Raw genomic sequence first — 18,558 nt, forward strand, 5'->3', positions numbered from 1 at the left:
ATTCGGCCCGAATCACTCTGACAGGATCCGATATCGGTACCGGCAGCCACGCAGGTGGTGTGGCCCACACCACCTGCACAGGACCCCATATCGGTGGCGGCAGCCAGGCTAACTTTCTACCTAGCCTCCCTCTATATATAGAAGCATCAACAAATCCCCTTCCATCGGGCTACGGATTTATTGCTGCGCCTGCTACAGCCAACTTGCAGCATGGGCACGTCAATCCTCTCCCCAAGGAAACACTGCACCATGGCTGACAACTTCCGGCTCAACATCGGCTCACTGCGCAGCGATGTGAAGCTCACCCTTCACACCCACCATGCAGCCCGCATCTGGATGGGACGCCCCAAAAATGACCTTAAAGTCGGCATCATCGGCTTGTCAGGGTTTTGCACTGTCATCAATCGTATGTCTCGTGGTGCCCAACAGGATGATCCGTACTCCGATTGGTGGATGATCCAGATAGAAGAAAAAATCAACGTCTCTAAAGAAGCGCTGAAAACCATCGAAGAACGCCTGGACATGGCCATGGCCTCTCTCCCCCCGGCCATCAGCATCAGCGAGAATCTTTCGATCCAGCCTGTCAGCCTACCGTTGTACATTGCCAACCCCCTCGGCTTTCAGGCCGTGTATCTGCTGACTAACTACGACGAAATTGTCAGACGCATTTTACTGGCCCAGCACGTCGGCCTCGTCGGGCGCCACGATATGGAAGCCTGGATTGATGAGGGTGCCGCAGTACTGAGAAGACTGTTTGGCCTTGCACAGATCTACAAATACTCCGGCGCTGCACGCGATGACTTCGCCGCCAACAATGCCAAGGCTGAAGCAGCCCGAAAAATGTACGAGCGTTACGGGGAGATGCCACAGGACATCCTGGAAGGCACACGCCGTTCGAACTTTGCTCCGCCCATTATTCGCGGCCAACAGCACGCCGCGGTGGATGACCACTTCGATGACGTCGAGGAAGGTTAATGAAGATGGGCCAGATCCCTTCCAATGACGGGTCGCTGCAACAGACCGCCTTCCGACCACTGCAACAGGAAGCCTTCCAGCGACTGCAACAGGCTGCCTCACTAAAAGGCCTTTTAAAGCCTTTTAAAGGTAAGGGAGAGCTGACCCAATTTGCCGATCTATGTCGAGCTCAGGCAGCGGACTTGAAAGCACTTGCCCAGGAAGTGCTGGAGCAAGCTCGATGCTATCCATTCACCCTCGTGCCGGTGCGATTGACTGAGCAGAACACCCAAGCCGGAACCCAGTTTCTGAGATGGCAGAAAGTGACAGACCGCCGGATGGGCGTGGGGGTTTGGACGGAGATGATGGGCTCACCCAGAACACCGGAATCCATGCTGCAGGACCTGTACGCGATGGAACTGCAGCGCATCACCCTGAACATGCAGATGAGTTTGATGCACTCAATCGCCAAACAGGCCGCCGAGTGCGCTGAAAAAATGGGCCAGGCAGAGGCCGTGTATACCGCTCGACTGCAGCAGCTCACCAACCCAACGCAAGACCAATAACCTCGGAGATTACTTATGGGCACGCCCGTTCAAGGCTGGGAAGGCAATATTGGCTCGACACCGGAGTTCAAAGAATTCCCAAACGGTAACAAGGATCCGCGTCGGCTGATGCGGGCCAACGTCTACTTCGACAATTCGATTCCGGACGGTAAAGGCGGATTCGAAGATCGCGGGGGGTTCTGGGCGAACGTCGAGTGGTGGCACAAGGACGCACAACACTATTCGCAGCTTTTTCAGAAAGGAATGCGCGTCATCGTTTCAGGACGCGCCGTGATGGACCGCTGGGAGAAAGATGGCGAGGAAAATGCAGCGCTGAAAATTCAAGCCTCTCGGGTCGCCATCTTGCCGCACAGGATTGCGAGCGTGACCCTGTCACCGTCGCAGAGCCAAGGCAGCACCTCACGTGATCAATCCAGTTCGCAACCTGCACCTGATTTCGACGACTATCCGGACCCCGACCGCCCGTTCTGAATTCCAGGGGCTTAATTTTGGCGCCCCATTCGTGATGCTGGTGGTGGAGGGAGATGACTTACCGTCGCTCCCTCCTCGTTCGTGAAGTCTGAAGGTGTACAACAATGTGGGACGATGAGGAGGTGAGGTGTCCAGATGGCTGGCTTCTGGTGGCTGCAGACCATCCTAAGTTGGGCCGTCTCTATTGGCGGTACTGTGATGAGCGCGACGTAAACGCAGCAGATTTCTACGGTATCACCGAGAATATCCAACTCGCCTCCTGGATAAAGGCTGGTTGGCGTGATAAAGACGTCTGGGCTGACGACTACAGTGACATGAGCTCAATGGTCGCACGAAGATTCATACAAGAGCTTTTAAATCCAGATCGCTACGACACCAACTACTTCGAACTTTTCAACTGGGATGAAGAGTCCGAGGATCTTGAACTTCACGGCGATTTACACGATCTGCAGGTACGAAGTGGTCAGTCGATTGAGTTATTCGTACATTGGCTGAGGGCAGCCAACTGGTTCGACACCCCGGCATCTGCCTGCAACACTTTCCCTTAAAAAATCGCGCCATGCGCGGATCTGCTGGTAGATGAATTTGAGCATCGAGGAGCAACCGGCATGGGTGATAACGCTTCATTGACTAAAACTGCTGACAGACGACGCTGCAACAATCCTCATTTGACGGTTTTTGCTACTGGTGTGACCGCTGCGCGGAAAGGGCTACGGGTGTATGACTGCCCTTACCAACACCCCGCTATGCGTGCGTCGTGGCTAAAGGGCTTTGCCCAGGCACAGCAGCTATCGCTGGACCTATAGCCGCATAATGCTCTCCCCCGCGTATTGACCATTTCCTATTGAAGCCCTACCCGCCTGACGCAACAGTTCCACTCTGATTATTTTGAGAGGGACACACCGTGAAGCTATTGATCATCGAGGCACCTGGTAAGCTGAAAAAGCTCCAGCCAATGATGAAGAAGCTACGCCCAGGCGAAGACTGGCAGGTGGTTGCCAGTGGTGGGCACATCCGCGACCTGCCGGCCAAAGGTCAGGACGACACCATGATCACCACCGGAGTACGTAAAAACTACACACCGGTGTATGAGATCCTGGATAAGAGCGACAGGGCCGTCAAAACCATCAAAGCCGCAGCGAAACAGGCCAGTGAAATTTACCTCGCAACAGACCCTGATCGTGAAGGTGAAAGCATCAGCTGGCACATCCAGCAGGTTTTGGCGGTCAAAACCTACAAACGCATTACCTTCAACGAAATCACCCTCAAGCGTGTTGAAGAGGCACTGGCCAATCCTCGACAAATCGATCTGAACAGGGTTGCCTCACAGGAATGCCGCCGTGTTCTTGACCGCCTGGTGGGTTATCTCGTGACTCAGGAGCTACGCCGCCTGATGGGCAAACCCACTTCCGCAGGCCGCGTCCAATCACCGGCAGTCTATCTGGTGGTTTTACGCGAACGCGAGATCCGCAATTTTAAGGTGATCAATCATTTTGGTGTGCGCCTGAACTTTATGGATATGAATCAGGGCACCACTTGGTATGCTGAATGGCAACCGGTACCGGATTTTGCGACTAAAGACTTTCCTTACGTTCAGGATGCCAATCTGGCCCAATTAGTCGCCGGCACACGCAATGTCGTCGTCGAGTCATGTGAAAACCGCAAGGCCGAGCGCCACCCACCGGCACCCTTCATCTCTTCGACCCTACAGCAAGCGGCCAGCAACGCCTTGAAATGGGATCCGGACAAGACCATGCAAGTCGCCCAGCGACTGTATGAACAAGGCGTTATCACCTACCACCGAACGGATAACCCTAACGTCCCAGACGAAGCCATGGACGATATTCGAACGGTTGCTAAAGCCCTCGGGATGACGGCCGTCGACGAACGGAGAACGTTTAAGTCCGCGGAAGGCGCTCAGGAAGGCCATCCAGCCATCACCCCGACTTACTGGGCTGATGCCAAAGCAGGTGAAAATGACGATGAGCTCGCTCTGTACAAGTTGATATGGGTGCGGGCTCTGGCAAGCCAGCTCGAAGCGGCAATCTTTGACGTACGCACGGTGAAACTGCTCGCAGTTGGACCTAGCGGTAAGGCGCTTAGATTTGGCGCGACAGGTGAAACTCTTTTTCATCCCGGTTGGAGGAAAATGCTCAAGGGCGACGACACCGACGATGAGGAAGACTCCAAGACTGACAACCCTGTTCCTGCACTCTCCCACAAACAGATTCTTTCAGTACACAGCGGCGAACTGCTGAAGAAGAAAACCCAACCACCATCACGCTACACCAAGGCCAGCCTGATCAAAGAAATGGAACGGCGCGGTATTGGTCGACCCAGCACATTCGCGTCGATCTTGAAGAACATCACCAGCAAGGGCTTGATCGAGGAGAAAAGCCGCAAGCTTGTACCGGCCACGCTGGGGGAGGAAACGATCGCCAAACTCGAAGGGTTCTTCGGTTTCGTGGAGCTGGATTTTACACGGGAGCTCGAACGCGACCTGGACAAAATCGCCCAGGGCAAGGACACCTATGGAGCTGTCGTTGCGCGCCTGCACAGCCGCCTGGAACAGGAACTGTCACAGCAACGTGGAGTGCCTAGTGTACCCATGGCGTCCAATCCCCGGCCAGCCGCCACCGGCCAAACTTACATCTGCCCCAAGTGCAATCAGCCTCTCGCAAGACGACAGAAGAAAGGGGACGGCGCGTATGATTTCTGGGGCTGCACCGGCTTTAGGTCGAATGGCTGCAAAGTCAGTTTCCCCACACTGAATGGCAAGCCAGACTTCAGCAAACCCAAAGGGGTCTAGACGGTTGGAAAAAACACTCTATGTTAGTTTGCTGTCCATTGTGGTAACTGTGCCTGACCCTAACCATTATCAAGCGCACAGGACAGTTGACATACATGGCAACTATGTCATCATTAGCCGACTACTCAGCCCCGTACGCAGCGATTCAGTTCGCTGGCTGTTGGGGTGAAGAAACCGGCCTAGCGCCGGTTTTTTCGTTTCTAAGGACTGAAAATCTTGCGCACAGCGTGCTTTGTAGACGGCTACAACCTGTTTTACGGCCTACTCGCAGGCACACCCTTCAAGTGGCTCGATCTCCCGTCGTTGCTGGAGCACATTCTGCGTGTCGAGCATCCCGACAACACTCTAGCATCGGTTAGATTTTTCACCTCGGGTGTGAAACCTTCACTCGCCAGCCGTGGTATCCAGTCGAAAGAGGCTCAAGACAGTTATCTACGCGCCTTGATTGCACGAGGTGTTGACGTAACTTACGGGCGCCATCAATTAGAGTCAGGCAAAGCTCCTCGTTTTGTTAATAAAAACACCCCTGCGTCAAGACTTGATCAAGTCGATATCTGGAAGCTTGAAGAAAAGGAAACGGACGTTCACATCGCAATCAGCATGTATCGGCTTGCAGCTCGCCAAGCGAGTCTCGTTCAGGAGGAACGTATCCAGCAGGTTGTGTTGGTTTCAGCTGATACCGACATGACTCCAGCCTTGCGAGCGCTTCGAGAGGACTTTCCAGACCTCAAAATTGGGGTGATTTTGCCGCATAGAGAAGGCATCAAACGCACCATACCTGGATCCCTTAAACATCATTCACATTGGATGCGACACATCGTTACAACTGAAGAACTTTCCACGTATCAGTTCCCAAATCGTGTAGCGACTCTAAAAAAGCCAGCAATTAAGCCTGACTACTGGTAAATCCAAACCGGTACTGCGAAAAGCTCTCGCTTTGTGGTACTCGACAAAGTCTAAATCACTCACGTGGGCGTTATGCATTAACGCTGGAACCTCCCCCTCCCGTGACCGACATTCCTCTGCGAATCGCAGAGGAGGTCATAGGTGACTACGCTAAAAAGACAATCGGTATCAGAGCTGACTAAACTTGAACCAAAGTTGAAGAAGTTCTCTGAGCGCCAGATTGAAGTCGCACAAACCTGGGCCTTACATTTTCGGATAACCCCCTCTCAACTGACCTCTTTCATCGAGCGGTATCTGAACTCAACCGCCTACACTCGCTGCTGGTGCGTGGCACTGGGCAGTACAGATGGAAGAGCTCGCCCGGCATTAGCCAGAGTCGGCAACCTGCTTCAATACTTCGATGGCCAACGCCTGATGGCCTGCAGGATTAACGCAAAAGACCGCGTTCATCGAAAAAAACCAACCGCCTCGGTAGCTCAGCAGTTGGTACTCAGGTTTAAGGCGCGCTGGTACGCGGACGTACTGCTGACATCGTTCTGCAAATCTGCAAGAGAGGCCGCAAAAGCGCTTTCAGTGGAAGATTTAGGAGGCTTCGGTCGTAGGGGTTTTGACTCAATGGTCAGCAACAACCGTTACTTCAATCCGCGCACCCAGTTTTACCTGGCCCAGATGGGTAGCACCTTGAAGCAGTTTTGCCAGTGCCTGGACCAAGAGCTTTTGTTCGCCATTCGCTCGGCCCAGTGCCCCTCTCCCAAGCTTTATAACTGGCTGACCCAAGGCGATCGTAAACGTCGCCTTCAAGCGCTGAAAGCCCAACCCGTTCTGATCCCGCTCGTTGTCTTGGGTGAGCATTGGCCATGGCCCTGGGACGATCAGGAACGGGTTTACATGAGCAGCCCGTGGGACGAGCTTCAAGAGTGTCAGCCGAACTGGAGCGACGACGGTTCTATGAACCGAGCGCAGGCCTGCCTGATGGGCCGCATCGCGGACACCGGCCTGCCCCTTAACGATACGCTGGCATGGCTACTACAAACTCCACGCTCATCGATTCGTTACCTGGGCCAACAACGTGTGTTCGATACCGGCAGTGCATTGACTCGAATAAGTCGCGAAGGTCCGGAGACCCCGTGGCATCGATTGCTGCTTGGAGCCTCAATGGGCAACCGCCGCCCGTCCACCAAAGCACAGTGGAAAACATTCTTTGACACGTTGGATAAAGTCCCCTTCCAGCTGCGTGAGCAAACGCAGGATTGGAACAGGCTGTTCTCAGGATGCCCGACTGACTGGTCCAACCCTGAGTGGCCTCAAATTGCAGGAAACCTGCAAGATCTCAATGAGGTTTTTAACAACATCAATGAGTGCCATGGAACTGTTGGCAGGGAAGCTCTTCAACGAGTTAAGCGGTTTGTTAGCTCTGCCACCTACCTCCAGATCGCCAGCCTGGTGACTGATTTTCATCAGGCGCTGGTAGAAATCCGTACAGCTCTGGATGCAACACAATCCCAGACACAGGCAGAGTCCATCAGTTCTTGGACTCCATTACTGGATGAACCCGGAGTGATACTTGCGCCCAATGGCTTGCAAATCATTGAACTCATATGTCCTGCAGATCTTGATGAAGAGTCCAGGTCACTGGGTCATTGCATCCACAGCTATGACTACAGCGCCTTTGGGGGCTATTGTCGATTAGTTTCAATTCGTGAAAACGGGCGCTCATTGGCCTCTGCAGAGATTCAATTGCACACTGAAAAACATTATGAAAACACGCCAACAAAGTGGACCCGGAAACACTTGGTGATGACGCAATTGCGGGGAGAACATAACAAAACACCCAAGAGCGGCTCCAATGTCGATCAAGCCTTCAAGTGGTTTTGGGCCAACCTAAAAACAGGGCAACTCCCCACGAACCTTGAATGGCCAGACCTGACACAATCCATCACGCGCTACACAAATAACAATCGAAAAACACTTCATGCCCAAGCCTGCGCGGAATGGGTCAACCAACGGCTGAGTAGAGCATGAGTCGCCCGCGCCTGATGAATCGGCGGCTGGACTTGGTCGAAAAAGTCATTTTTGATGGCTACGACTTCGGCATACTGCTGCAGTACGTCGAGGGAGCCAACCGCCTTTTTCTTGAGCGTGACGGATTCTACATCCGCCGTGCCGAGCATCCCCTACATCGCTATTGGCGTTTGCCCAAAGGTAAATTGCTCGATGACCTGGACCTGCTCTTCCACCGTCTGATGGAGTTGACAGAGAACCGCTTCAACGAAAGCTGGCAGACCTTCTCTGCAAAGCTGGCAGCAGCGCAGCGAGCCCCGGATCGCCAAGCCTTTATCTGGGGACTGACATTGCGAATTGCACCACTGGCTAAGGGAGGCATTTTGCTGTCGGGTGACTACCACCCTGGAGCAGTCGCCGTCTCTCGGCGTATGCACGGTATTTTCCTCGGACAATCCAAGTCCTGGCGCATCGATGCCAGTACCGAACTAGTGCGCAGTAACCTCATCCTGGAGCTGGGGCTGTCTGAGGATCAGTTCGAGATCCTCGACACCGTGCAGGAACTGCTGACTGACGGATCTATTGTTCCCGCTGATGAAATCACCCGTATCAATCTCGGAGGCCCGCCACAAGAACGTGCTGCTCAGCCTGGTAACGAAGACGTTTCAACCGACGTGTACCTTGCCGCTGTGCCATCCATTGAACGGACCGAGTTCACCACTGAACAAATCGATCAGGCCTTGGCGGGTCATTCTTTACTGGGACATCAACCAGCTGGCATCCGGCACTTGCTGCAACGGACCAGCGCTTTACTCGCGGATGATATGGGCCTCGGCAAAACACGCCAGGCAATTATTGCCGCCGCTGTTCGAGCGGCCGATAGACCTATCTTGGTCATCACACTGTCGACGCTGATCATTAACTGGCAACGCGAAATCCAGATGGTGTATCCCGACGCAAAGATCTGCCAACAGGCCTTTGATCCTGCGTCACAGTGGATTATCACCAACTATGAACGCCTGGGCGATTTTGTACTGCAGGCAGGCCACTTTGAAGTGATGATCATTGACGAGGCTCATCGCCTGAAAGAACCTACCGCTGCATGGACCCGCCACGGATTCGACATCGCGGCCAAGGTGCCCAATCGTTACTTACTGACCGGAACACCGGTCCTTAATCGAGAATCGGAACTTCACACGCTTCTGCGGCTTTCCGGTCACCCCGTTGGGAAGCTGTCTCTCAAGGAGTTCTGCGAACAGTTCGCCGGCAGCCAGGACTTTCGCAAGAACCTACGGGACGCGATTGGTGACTGGATGCTTCGTCGACGTAAAGATGTGCTGCCGGGACTCAAGGGCAAGCAGCGGCAAACACTGCCGGTGGAGCTGTCTCTCGAAGAGCGCCGTGAATATGATCGGATACGTCTCGAAGACAGGCCTAGCCTAGCTAGACTGGGGTCACTGCGCCAGTTACTGGAGCAGGTGAAGGTTCGCGTCGTCATGGAGCTGCTGTGCGAACTGGACGCGGAGGACAAGGTTATCTTGTTCTGTGAGTTCAAAGACACCGTAGGGACGTTGCGCGCTCAATGCGAGCATGCCGACTACGGTTGTGTCACGGTGGCTGGCAGTGACTCTGTGGGCAAGCGGCAGAAAGCGATCGACAAATTTCAAAGCGATCCTGATACCCGCATCTTCGCAGCCACCACCTCCGCTGCCGGTACCGGCAACAACCTGACCGCTGCCAACTACGTTATGTTCCTGGGATTACCCTGGACACCCGGATTACAGGATCAGGCTGAGGACAGAGCCTACAGGAATGGGCAGCTACGGATGGTCGTGGTGAAAATTCCTCTGGTGGAAAACACCATTGATCAAATGCTGTGGCAAATGTTGCTGGATAAACGACAACTAGCGAGCGACCTCATTGAGCCAGATGCAGCCGCCAACGCCAGGGCCGAGTTGTCGGCCAGCTTGTGAAACAGCGCCGATAGAGAAATCCCAACCGCTTGAACAATTCAATTCAGGCTGAATTGAAATTGCACAGAGACCAGCATGGCTGTATCGAATCCATTGCTGTTTTTAGGAGCCCTACATGAAATTCGCCCAACCAGCCCCGACGCTGGGCTACAGGAAAAATCTCATTCTGCATGCGCTCATGGAAATTGAGCTGCTGTGCGAGCTTGCTCAAACAGTCGCACCTTCGCTCAACGAAGAACTCAAGAAGCAAATCGCCGAACAAGAGAGCTTCTGCGAAATGGTCACTTCAATGGCATCACACTGCCTCAACCAAAAACTCATCGTGCCAGCCTATTTTGTAGACTCAGTTATGGATGAGCTGGACCGATTCCCCTTTAGCTACGAAGAAATAACAACAGTTCTAAACTCTCGCCTGAAAGAAGCGCTGTTATCGCAACTTTGACCGCGCCATGTCCACACGACGCTTACGCTTCATGTAAAAGTTGAAAAACTTGGCGCCATCAAGAACAATCTTCTTCTGGTAAAGATGCTCGGCAGCGTCGACATCTGCACCAGGTGGAACTTCCACAATCCGCATAATAATAGCTTCATTACCACCGTCCTTCACGGACTCGGCATGCCCGTAAAACATTAATCTAATTTTGCTGCGACTGCCTTCCTCCCTCTTAATGTAGTAATTACTATGAAACTGCTTAGTTGAAAAACCTTTTGAGTTCTTTCCTATCGCATCGGCAATTTCCTTACTTACCGAGCAACCAAATATATCTTTAGACTCTGTCATGTATGCGAAAGCATAAGGAAGGTTATATAGATTGATAGCTGAGTACTCATACCCCCTATTCTTTGAAAAATCATCCAGCATATCTTCTACTATCGAGTCTTGGAATTTTACTCCCGTATCACTTTCGGCGGTTGCAGGAGCTGAGTGCAACACGGTTATTGAATTGACGCAGGAGCATCATATTGCATAGCCAAGGCTTTCTGCATCACTTCGCTCATGACTTCGATAGGACATTTGAGGCTCTTCGCATTTAAGGGTGTAGCTGATTTCTAAACCCTCCTGACTTCAGCAAGCACCTGGCTATGTAATTGGTTAAATTTCTAAAGCCCAAGGCGGTACCTCGTAAGTGCTCAAGTCGCCCGTTGATAGCTTCTGTTGGACCGTTGCTGGTTCCTGGCCGGTCGAAGTAGGCAAGGATGCTCTCAGCGTATTTTTTCAGCGTTTCCCCCAAGCCTTTCACCTCGATGAGCGCTTTGGGCAAGTCGCTGGCTGTAATGATATTTATGACCTCTTCCATGAGTTTTTTACCACGTTTTCGATCCGGCTCGTTGTAGGCGCTGACCACCCGTTGGTACATGCTCCAGGTGCAATCCACTTCGAGGTGGTGCTCATCTGCAAACAGCTGGAACAGTTGCTTTTTGTTGGCGTCAGACAGGTAGCTGATCCGAGTCAGTAGCGTTCGACGGCTTTTGTAGAGCGGGTCATTTTTACGCCCTCTGCGGCCCAGGATGTCGTGTTGCACACGCCGGCGGCATTCATCCAGCATGTTGCTTGCCCAGCGCACGACATGGAAAGGATCCAGCACGGTTTGGGCTTGAGGCAGGGCTTCTTGCGCTGCAGATTTAAACCCCGTAAAACCGTCCATGGCAATGCTTTCGATCTGGTCACGCCACGATTTGGGGCGACTCTGTAGCCATTGCTTAAAGGCTTGTTTGGAGCGGCCTTCCAGCACATCGAGCAAGCGGGCCGGCCCGTTTTTGTTACGCACGGGCGTAAGGTCAACCACGATGGTGACGTACTTGTCACCACAGCGTGTATGTCGCCAAACATGCTCATCCACGCCCAGCACGGTCACACCGTCAAAACGTGTCGAGTCATTAAAAAGCAGGCGCCGTCCTTCGTTGATAATGGCATTATTAGCGGTGTGCCATGCAACATCAAGCTGGCTCGCAACACGAGATACCGACAGATGATCCAGCACGATGGCAGCTAATGCCCAGCGTATCGCCCCATATGAAAGCTTTGAACGTGGAGGTGCTGCACTGTTTGTATCTTCATGCCAGAAACAGCCGCAAGCACAACGCCAGCGACGGATACGCAGCAGCAATCTGGTTGGTCGTTGTCCGTAAGGTGTGTGAGCAAGATGCCTATCGACAGTACCGCGTGAAACACCAGCAGCCCCGCACTTGGGGCATGGCTCGGGTGCTTTGGTTAAACGACATTCGATGACGGCGCGCTCTGCACAAAGATGTTGTCCAGTGGCAGTCAGGCCGAGGTTATTCAGTTGGCAAAAGCTGGAAAGATCAGGGCTAGAAAAGGTAAGATTGTTCACGTCGGGGGCTTAGTTTTTGTTGGTGTGAGAGCTTACATTTTCTAAGATCCTCGACTCCTTTTCCAGCCGGTCAGATTTTTTCTACACCCTTAAATGCGAAGAGCCACATTTGAAATCGAAGCGCTTACGTGGACGCATGTTCAGTTGAAACGCAATGGCATCCAGTTCTTCTTGGCTATGTACCGACAAGTCAGTGCCCTTGGGCAGGTACTGGCGGATCAGGCCATTAATGTTTTCGTTGCTGCCGCGCTGCCAAGGGCTGTGCGGGTCGCAGAAGTAGATCGCCACACCGGTTCTCTGGGTGATCTCGGCGTGCTGTGCCATTTCCCGGCCCTGGTCGTAGGTCATGCTCTTGCGCATCGCCAGCGGCATGTTATTGAGGGCGGCGCTGAAGCCCTCCATCGCCGAGGTCGCCGTCGCGTCGTTCATCTTCACCAGCATCAGGTAACCACTAGTGCGCTCCACCAGCGTACCTACAGACGAGGCGTTAGCCTTACCCTTAATAAGGTCGCCTTCCCAATGCCCCGGCATCAGCCGGTCTTCAACTTCCGGCGGGCGCAAGTGAATGCTGACCATCTCTGGAATCTGCCCGCGCCGATCCACACCGCCAAGGCGTGGTCTACGTGTCGTCTTGCCTTGGCGCAAACAAAGGATCAACTCCTTGCGCAGCTCACCGACGGGCAGGGCATAGATCGCGTTGTAGATCGTCTCGCGACAGACGTAGGCATCTCTAAGGCTGGGTATGTTCATACTGCGCAGCTTGCCGGCAATCTGCTCGGGAGACAAACGCTGGCGCAGCATATGGATCACCAGTTCAAAGCGCTCACTCCCTGGCAGCAGCTTTCGCATGGGCCGACAAGCCTGGCGGCGGGCCTTCATCCGCTGCTGAGCCACACGGGCCGAGTAGCTGCCAGCTGCATCTCGATTGCGGCGCATCTCCCGGCTGACCGTCGAAGGGGATCGGTTGATCAAGCAGGCAATCCTGCGCAAGCTGAGGCCTTGGGCATGACTAACTTGAATGGTGGCACGCTCTTCAACGCTGAGTTCGGAATAAGACATAGGGCAGCACCGTACCGGAAAGGTCAGGTGTTGCACTCAGTTTTTGCCGCCGCCTTCAATAAAGTTCATCACTAAATCGAACGCTTCTATCAGTGCGTTCTTGACCTCATCACTTTGTCCTTGACGAGCTGGGGGACGTCTCTTCTTCTCGTCCATCCTGGCCGGGTTGGCAAGGGGGCAATTTAGATACTTGTGCTCATGATACTGAGCAACACCCGGGACATCCCCTTTATTATGCTTAGCATAGAAACTCCCGCTACGGGTTTCCGTTGCGGTTCTGTTCACCATTAGGACCGGATTCTGGCAAGACGGACAGAGCGCGTACGAATTCATCTTGCCTCCAAAACTTTGAATGTATGGAGGCTTTCGGTTCGTACGGCTGTAGAAAATATCCTCAGTCAGAGGAATCGCTTCGGTAGGATTGGTGATCAGCGCAAACACATTCATTGAGTCTCTCCTAAAGCTTCATTTCTGAGCCCAGCAACCATCGTCATTAACAGCGTCATCGCGATGCTATAATGACATCACCAAATACTACATAAATACCCCACGTCGCGGTTTTCTATTTCCTACTGCGCCGTCAATGACTGGCTGTCACTGTGCCTCCATCATCAAAGGGGGCCTTTCGGCACATGATCAGGCACTTCACCACACTCTCCCTGCTCGCGCTCGTCGCCAGTTGCGCAACCCACACGCCACAGACGCCTAAGCCGGCATTTGATAGCAGCCGTAATCCGGATATGTTGACGCCGGACCTCTACCCCAGCGGCGCCGTGCCTGAAAAGGAACCGGTCGTGCGCTACGGTCGTTACACCCTGGTCAGTACCTTGCCTGACTCGGGTCAGCGTGACCTGATGGCTCAGATCATTGACATCAGTATTCCTGCCAACATGCACCCCAATGTGCGCGATGCCATGCAATACGTCGTCGACCGTTCAGGCTACACGCTGTGCTCGCCCGACACTGGTCACGTCAACATCCTTTACACGCGACCACTCCCAGCGGCCCAGTACAAGCTTGGACCCATGACACTGCGCAACACGCTGCAAGTACTTGCGGGTCCGGCTTGGCAGGTGAAGGTTGATGAAGTGAATCGCCAGGTGTGTTACGTGCTGCGTCCTGGTTACCAGCTCCCGGAATCATCGCGTACTGCGCCAACACAAGTGGCAGCCACCTCCATACCTTCCACTCCATCAGCTGCAGCGGCCCCAAAAATCACTCCTGGCGGCGAAACGCCCAGCCCCGTTGTGGTCGCCGCCGTACCGACACCGGCGCCGATCAAAACCGCTTCTGCGGCACCAGCAGCTGCACCCCAAGCATCTACTACCCCAGTAGTGCCCGCCAAGGACGGCTCTATTACGACGTATTCCGGTAAGCCCACATCGAGCCAGAAACTCACCTCCCCGATCAGCGCTGCATCCACTCAGCCTGCAAGCATTGGGAAATCTGAAAACGTTGCCCCAAGTGCCTCCGTCGCGCCAAAACCTGCTCTCGCAGTGGCAACCGCTCCAAAGCCGCTGGCCCAGATATGGACGGCGACCACTGGCTCAACACTTCGGCAAACCGTGGAAGCCTGGGCAGCAAGGGCTAAGTGGACGCTGATTTGGAAGGTCGACGACTTGGATTATCCAATTGACGCCCCGCTTCGATTCGAGGGCAGCTTTGAGGAGGCTATCAAAGAGATCTTTCCGCTGTACGACTCAGCCCCTCGGTCATTCGTCGTAGACGGCAGCCCAGCACAGTTGGTGCTTTACATCGCAGAGAGGAAAAAATGATGACTGCAGGCCTCTGGATCCGAAGCACAGCCTCATTACTGGTCGTGGCACTGATTAGCTCATGCTCTCTGCAACGGGTGAATGAATCGGCCGGACGCGCTGAAAACGACGCAGCGACCGCCTCCCAATACAGCCGCTTCCTTCGCAATCAGCAACAAGAGCCTGCACGCGAAACCGTGGTGTTCAGCGACAAGCCATGGGTCTCAAAACAACCCATGGTCGCCAAGCGCGGTTTGCCGCTGACCATGGATTGCGACATTACTTATCGCCCTTCTTACAACGTTGGGATCGCAGAGGTCGCGCACTACATCACCAGCGAGTGTGGCGTTCCAGTCATCGTGGCTCCAGATGCGATCGATCCAAGCGTCCTATCCAGCCCAAATCAAGGCAACTCAGGGACAACAGCTCCACCGGTTATGACGTCGCCGGACAACCTCTCCAGCTTCATGCCCGCCGGTGTCATCGGCAACATGCCCAGCAATGTCCGGTCGATGAGTATGGGCGGATTGTCAGCGCCCAGTACGTTCCCCATTAAATACAGCGGCAAGCTTTCTGGTTTGCTGAATCAAGTCACAGCCCAACAGGGCTTGGCGTGGAACTACTCCTCCGAAGATCGCAGCGTACGCATCACCTATTTCGACACCAAGACGTTCGATGTCTGGGCATTTGGTGATGACCAGGTCATCGAGAGTACCGTGAAATCAGGCTTGCTCACCGCCACAGGCAGTGGAAGCGGCTCCGGTGGTGGAGGGGGGGGGTCCTCGTCAACAGGCGCCTCGGGTGAGTCAGGTAGCAACCAAAGCACCACCGTCACCATCAAGACATCGCTGATCGGGGATATCGAAAAAAACGTCAAAGCCATGCTAAGTCAGCAACCTGCTGGTCGTATGTTCCTTTCTCGATCCACCGGTACCCTGACAGTCAATGACCGGCCTGAAGTGCTTTCAAATGTCGCCACATACTTGAACTCGATCAACCGTAGCATCACTCGCCAGGTGCTATTCAATGTGAAAGTTTTCGAGGTATCGCTCACCGACAAAGACCAGACCGGCTTGGACTGGACGGCGGTCTACACGTCCCTGAACAACAAATGGGGCTTCTCCCTGAAAAATGCCACCACGGGAATCAGCACCGGAGCGGTCTCGGGTTCCCTGAGCATTTTGGATACGTCGAAATCCCCCTGGGCTGGCTCGGGTCTCATTATAAAAGCCCTTTCGGAACAAGGCCGAATCTCAAACGTCCGCTCGCCCTCGGTCACCACGCTGAATCTCCAGCCGGCACCGATCCAGATCGGCAATGTGCAAAGTTATATTGCATCAAGCTCGACAACCACAACGGCGTCCGTTGGATCATCCACATCACTCTCTCCTGCGACCATCACCAGCGGTTTCAACATGATGTTGCTACCGCGCATTATCGACCAGGACAATATGCTGCTGATGATCACCCTCAGCATGAGCAGCAAGCCGACCTTTACAACCTTTACCAGTAACGGTTCCAGCGTCCAGACAGCGGACTACGACACCAAGAACCTGTCGCCTAAGGTCAAACTCCGCAGCGGTCAAACTCTGGTGCTGACCGGTTTTGAGGAGAACACCGAAAACGCGACCAAGTCAGGTGTCGGCGATCCGAGTTTCTTCGGGTTAGGCGGTAGCCGTCTTCGCGAAACCGGCCATAACGTACTCGTGGTGCTGATCACACCTGTTGTAGACAGCGACACAGGAAGCCCCAGCACTCTGAATGCGCCTGTCGCCAACGACCCTTGCGGAGTTTGCCCGAGCCCACTTCGCCTTTGCGCCGGGGTTAAGGGGTAGACAATGACCGACAACACCTCAAGAAGCGCACGCTCTGCCCGTGTCCAGGTACTGCAACACCGAGGAAAGTCATTCGTCACCGGCCTGCGCTGGCACCCACTAGGCAGTGTAACCGGCCACATGAAGGAAGCACGGCAGTACGGTCGTGAACACCAATTAGATATTGTCGCCATTCGAAGAACTCCTGCCATCATTCAGGCTGGATTTGTGGCCCGCAGTGACGACGTCACCAAGGGCATGTACTCGCTCGCGGCGACCCTCGCAGGCCAGTTAGGTGACTCGTGGATTGCCGCCTGGAGAACGGAAAGCGACCTCGACCAATACGCCTTAGTCGCTGTATATCAGGGTGGGGTGATCTCTGGGTGCGACATGATTGGTACAGGTGCCGAGGTTCGACGCCGAGTCGCGCAGCAACGCAGTCGTGGCATCAGCTTCACCCACGAGTACCTGCCCTTAGAGTTCGAAATGGGCGGGCAACCTCTGGACATCGAGGAACTGCTTCAACCCTCGAACCTGAAACGTGAATATCGACTCCGACCACTCGTTTTCGGGTTATCCAAAGCTGAACTGATGCAGTTGGTGATTCTTGGAGTGATAGTCGCTGCCGGCGTCATCGGCTGGGCTCAATGGCAGAATCATCAAGCACAAATCGCAAAGGAGGCTGCTTTCCAGGCTGAACAACGACGCCTCGAGGAGTTGGCCAGGCTACAAAAAGAGTCAGGTGTTGAACAAACACCCCAAGCACTGGAACACCCTTGGGCCAAACGTCCCTCTGTTGCAGACTTTATTGAGGACTGCAGCAACGTCATTTATCAACTGCCCTTATCCATCCAGGGATGGCAGTTCACAAGCGCCATCTGCGATGGCTCACAGGTACTGTCCTCCTACAAGCGCTCGGGCAATAGCACGGCCGACAAACTCATACAGGCTACCCAGGGCCACTTTTCTGATCGGCCGGCCTTCTTTGACGAAGGCAACACTGCGACCTTGAAATTCGACCTCTCGATTCCCGCAGCAGGTGATGAACCGCTCAAAGAAGCCATCGTGATGCTGGCGAATCTGTCTTCTTGGCTGCATAGCTTCACACAGAGCCCCGTACTGAAAGAAGTGCCAGTCGTGGTGCCGATCCAACCAGCAATACCTGGTCAGCCTGCTCCACCACCGCCACCACCGCCCCAATGGAAGCTATTCGAGCTGCACTACGCCACTGGAATTACTCCGCTGGACTCTCTATCCGGCGCCCCCGGTCAAGGCCTGCGACTGCGTGAAATCAAAACCGAATATAAGTCCGGCCATCTTATCTGGTCAGTAATAGGTGACCTTTATGCGAAATAAAACGCTGTGCTTTTGGTTTTCAATTATTGCTTTCGGGGCGCCGTTGAGCTGGGCGAATGAAAACACGCCATCTGGGGTCAACGTTGGTGAGCTAGCCATCATTCAAAGCCAGACGATTCTTTTGAATGCCAAGGCTGAAAGGGCCAAGGCCGAAAGATCCATTACTGGCGAAGACCAAAATGTGGCGGCGCAGTCTGCGCCCACAATCTTCCCTCAAGGAAGTTTCCCGCCATCAACAACATCTGCGGCCCGCAGCACTGAAGCGCAGCAAGACCTGCCTGTGGTGAAAGCCGTCTTCGGCTCTGGAAAACGGTTGCGTGCAACCCTGCTCTACAGTGGCGGATTTGAAGTAGACGCCGACGTATCCTCAAAGGAACTGCCCGGAGGTTTCCGCGTTGCCACGCTTACCGTTGAAAACGTGACCCTTGAGCGTGGAGGCAAGCGCTATCCGCTCGGTTTTTCGAATCGACCACCAATTAACGTCACCACAAATAAAGAGCCCACTCCCAGTGTTCCTCAGTTCCCTCCCGCCCTTCCTGGGCTAATTCCAGGACAACCTTGA

At 54.0% G+C, this 18,558-nt stretch carries 18 protein-coding genes; 14 read left to right on the forward strand and 4 right to left on the reverse strand.

Annotated features, from left to right (window positions below; translation table 11 throughout):
- Positions 1–249: 249 nt before the first annotated feature.
- The 10 genes from NA637_RS17150 (at position 250) to NA637_RS17195 (ending at position 10,122) form a co-directional block, all read left to right on the forward strand.
- Entirely contained in the window at positions 250–975 is a 726-nt protein-coding gene (locus tag NA637_RS17150) for a PFL_4669 family integrating conjugative element protein (RefSeq protein ID WP_093235594.1), read from the forward strand.
- A 5-nt stretch (positions 976–980) separates the two neighbouring features.
- Positions 981–1,520 (forward strand): DUF3158 family protein, encoded by a 540-nt coding sequence (locus NA637_RS17155; protein WP_236362212.1) that lies wholly within the window; start codon positions 981–983, stop codon positions 1,518–1,520.
- A gap of 15 nt (positions 1,521–1,535) precedes the next feature.
- Complete coding sequence (locus tag NA637_RS17160; protein ID WP_236362210.1) at positions 1,536–1,991, forward strand: single-stranded DNA-binding protein; 456 nt, start codon at positions 1,536–1,538, stop codon at positions 1,989–1,991.
- Between the two features lie 104 nt (positions 1,992–2,095).
- Positions 2,096–2,539 (forward strand): hypothetical protein, encoded by a 444-nt coding sequence (locus tag NA637_RS17165; RefSeq protein WP_236362209.1) that lies wholly within the window; start codon positions 2,096–2,098, stop codon positions 2,537–2,539.
- A gap of 60 nt (positions 2,540–2,599) precedes the next feature.
- Complete coding sequence (locus NA637_RS17170; protein WP_236362207.1) at positions 2,600–2,797, forward strand: CrpP family ICE-associated protein; 198 nt, start codon at positions 2,600–2,602, stop codon at positions 2,795–2,797.
- A gap of 98 nt (positions 2,798–2,895) precedes the next feature.
- A complete protein-coding gene (topA, locus tag NA637_RS17175; RefSeq protein ID WP_236362205.1) occupies positions 2,896–4,800 on the forward strand; it encodes a type I DNA topoisomerase in 1,905 nt (634 codons plus the stop codon).
- Positions 4,801–5,016: 216 nt separating this feature from the next.
- Positions 5,017–5,706, forward strand: a complete 690-nt coding sequence (locus NA637_RS17180) for an NYN domain-containing protein (protein ID WP_236362203.1) — start codon at positions 5,017–5,019, stop codon at positions 5,704–5,706.
- A gap of 141 nt (positions 5,707–5,847) precedes the next feature.
- The gene (locus tag NA637_RS17185; protein WP_236362422.1) at positions 5,848–7,728 is read left to right on the forward strand and encodes a hypothetical protein; all 1,881 of its coding nucleotides are present in this window, start codon (positions 5,848–5,850) and stop codon (positions 7,726–7,728) included.
- Positions 7,725–9,680, forward strand: a complete 1,956-nt coding sequence (locus NA637_RS17190) for a DEAD/DEAH box helicase (RefSeq protein WP_236384477.1) — start codon at positions 7,725–7,727, stop codon at positions 9,678–9,680. Before NA637_RS17185 ends, NA637_RS17190 begins: the two co-directional genes overlap by 4 nt.
- 115 nt (positions 9,681–9,795) lie before the next feature.
- Entirely contained in the window at positions 9,796–10,122 is a 327-nt protein-coding gene (locus tag NA637_RS17195; protein ID WP_236384476.1) for a hypothetical protein, read from the forward strand.
- On the opposite strand, the gene NA637_RS17200 is transcribed toward NA637_RS17195, so the two are convergent.
- The 4 genes from NA637_RS17200 to NA637_RS17215 all read right to left on the reverse strand — a co-directional run bounded on the left by NA637_RS17200 (position 10,108) and on the right by NA637_RS17215 (position 13,519).
- Positions 10,108–10,542 (reverse strand): hypothetical protein, encoded by a 435-nt coding sequence (locus tag NA637_RS17200; RefSeq protein WP_256073515.1) that lies wholly within the window; start codon positions 10,540–10,542, stop codon positions 10,108–10,110. The genes NA637_RS17195 and NA637_RS17200 overlap by 15 nt on opposite strands.
- A 169-nt stretch (positions 10,543–10,711) precedes the next feature.
- Positions 10,712–12,013 carry an ISL3-like element IS1411 family transposase gene (locus tag NA637_RS17205; protein WP_011920678.1) on the reverse strand — a complete coding sequence of 434 codons (1,302 nt, stop codon included), beginning with the start codon at positions 12,011–12,013 and terminating at the stop codon, positions 10,712–10,714.
- An 81-nt stretch (positions 12,014–12,094) separates the two neighbouring features.
- Positions 12,095–13,072: an IS30 family transposase gene (locus tag NA637_RS17210; protein WP_256073517.1), complete on the reverse strand. Its 978-nt coding sequence runs from the start codon at positions 13,070–13,072 to the stop codon at positions 12,095–12,097.
- Between the two features lie 36 nt (positions 13,073–13,108).
- Entirely contained in the window at positions 13,109–13,519 is a 411-nt protein-coding gene (locus tag NA637_RS17215; RefSeq protein WP_256073518.1) for a hypothetical protein, read from the reverse strand.
- A 185-nt stretch (positions 13,520–13,704) separates the two neighbouring features.
- Between NA637_RS17215 and NA637_RS17220 the strand changes: the two genes are divergently transcribed.
- From NA637_RS17220 to pilP, 4 genes are read left to right on the forward strand one after another with little or no spacing between them, the layout of a single operon-like run.
- Entirely contained in the window at positions 13,705–14,847 is a 1,143-nt protein-coding gene (locus tag NA637_RS17220; RefSeq protein ID WP_236361955.1) for a TcpQ domain-containing protein, read from the forward strand.
- On the forward strand, positions 14,847–16,661 hold the full coding sequence (locus tag NA637_RS17225; protein ID WP_236361957.1) for a PilN family type IVB pilus formation outer membrane protein: 1,815 nt from the start codon (positions 14,847–14,849) through the stop codon (positions 16,659–16,661). Before NA637_RS17220 ends, NA637_RS17225 begins: the two co-directional genes overlap by 1 nt.
- Positions 16,662–16,664: 3 nt before the next feature.
- Positions 16,665–17,996 carry a type 4b pilus protein PilO2 gene (gene pilO2, locus NA637_RS17230; protein WP_236361959.1) on the forward strand — a complete coding sequence of 444 codons (1,332 nt, stop codon included), beginning with the start codon at positions 16,665–16,667 and terminating at the stop codon, positions 17,994–17,996.
- Entirely contained in the window at positions 17,986–18,558 is a 573-nt protein-coding gene (pilP, locus tag NA637_RS17235) for a type IV pilus biogenesis protein PilP (protein WP_236361961.1), read from the forward strand. Before pilO2 ends, pilP begins: the two co-directional genes overlap by 11 nt.

It is taken from the genome of Stutzerimonas stutzeri (assembly GCF_024448935.1).
GTDB classification, from domain to species: Bacteria; Pseudomonadota; Gammaproteobacteria; order Pseudomonadales; family Pseudomonadaceae; genus Stutzerimonas; species Stutzerimonas stutzeri_AO.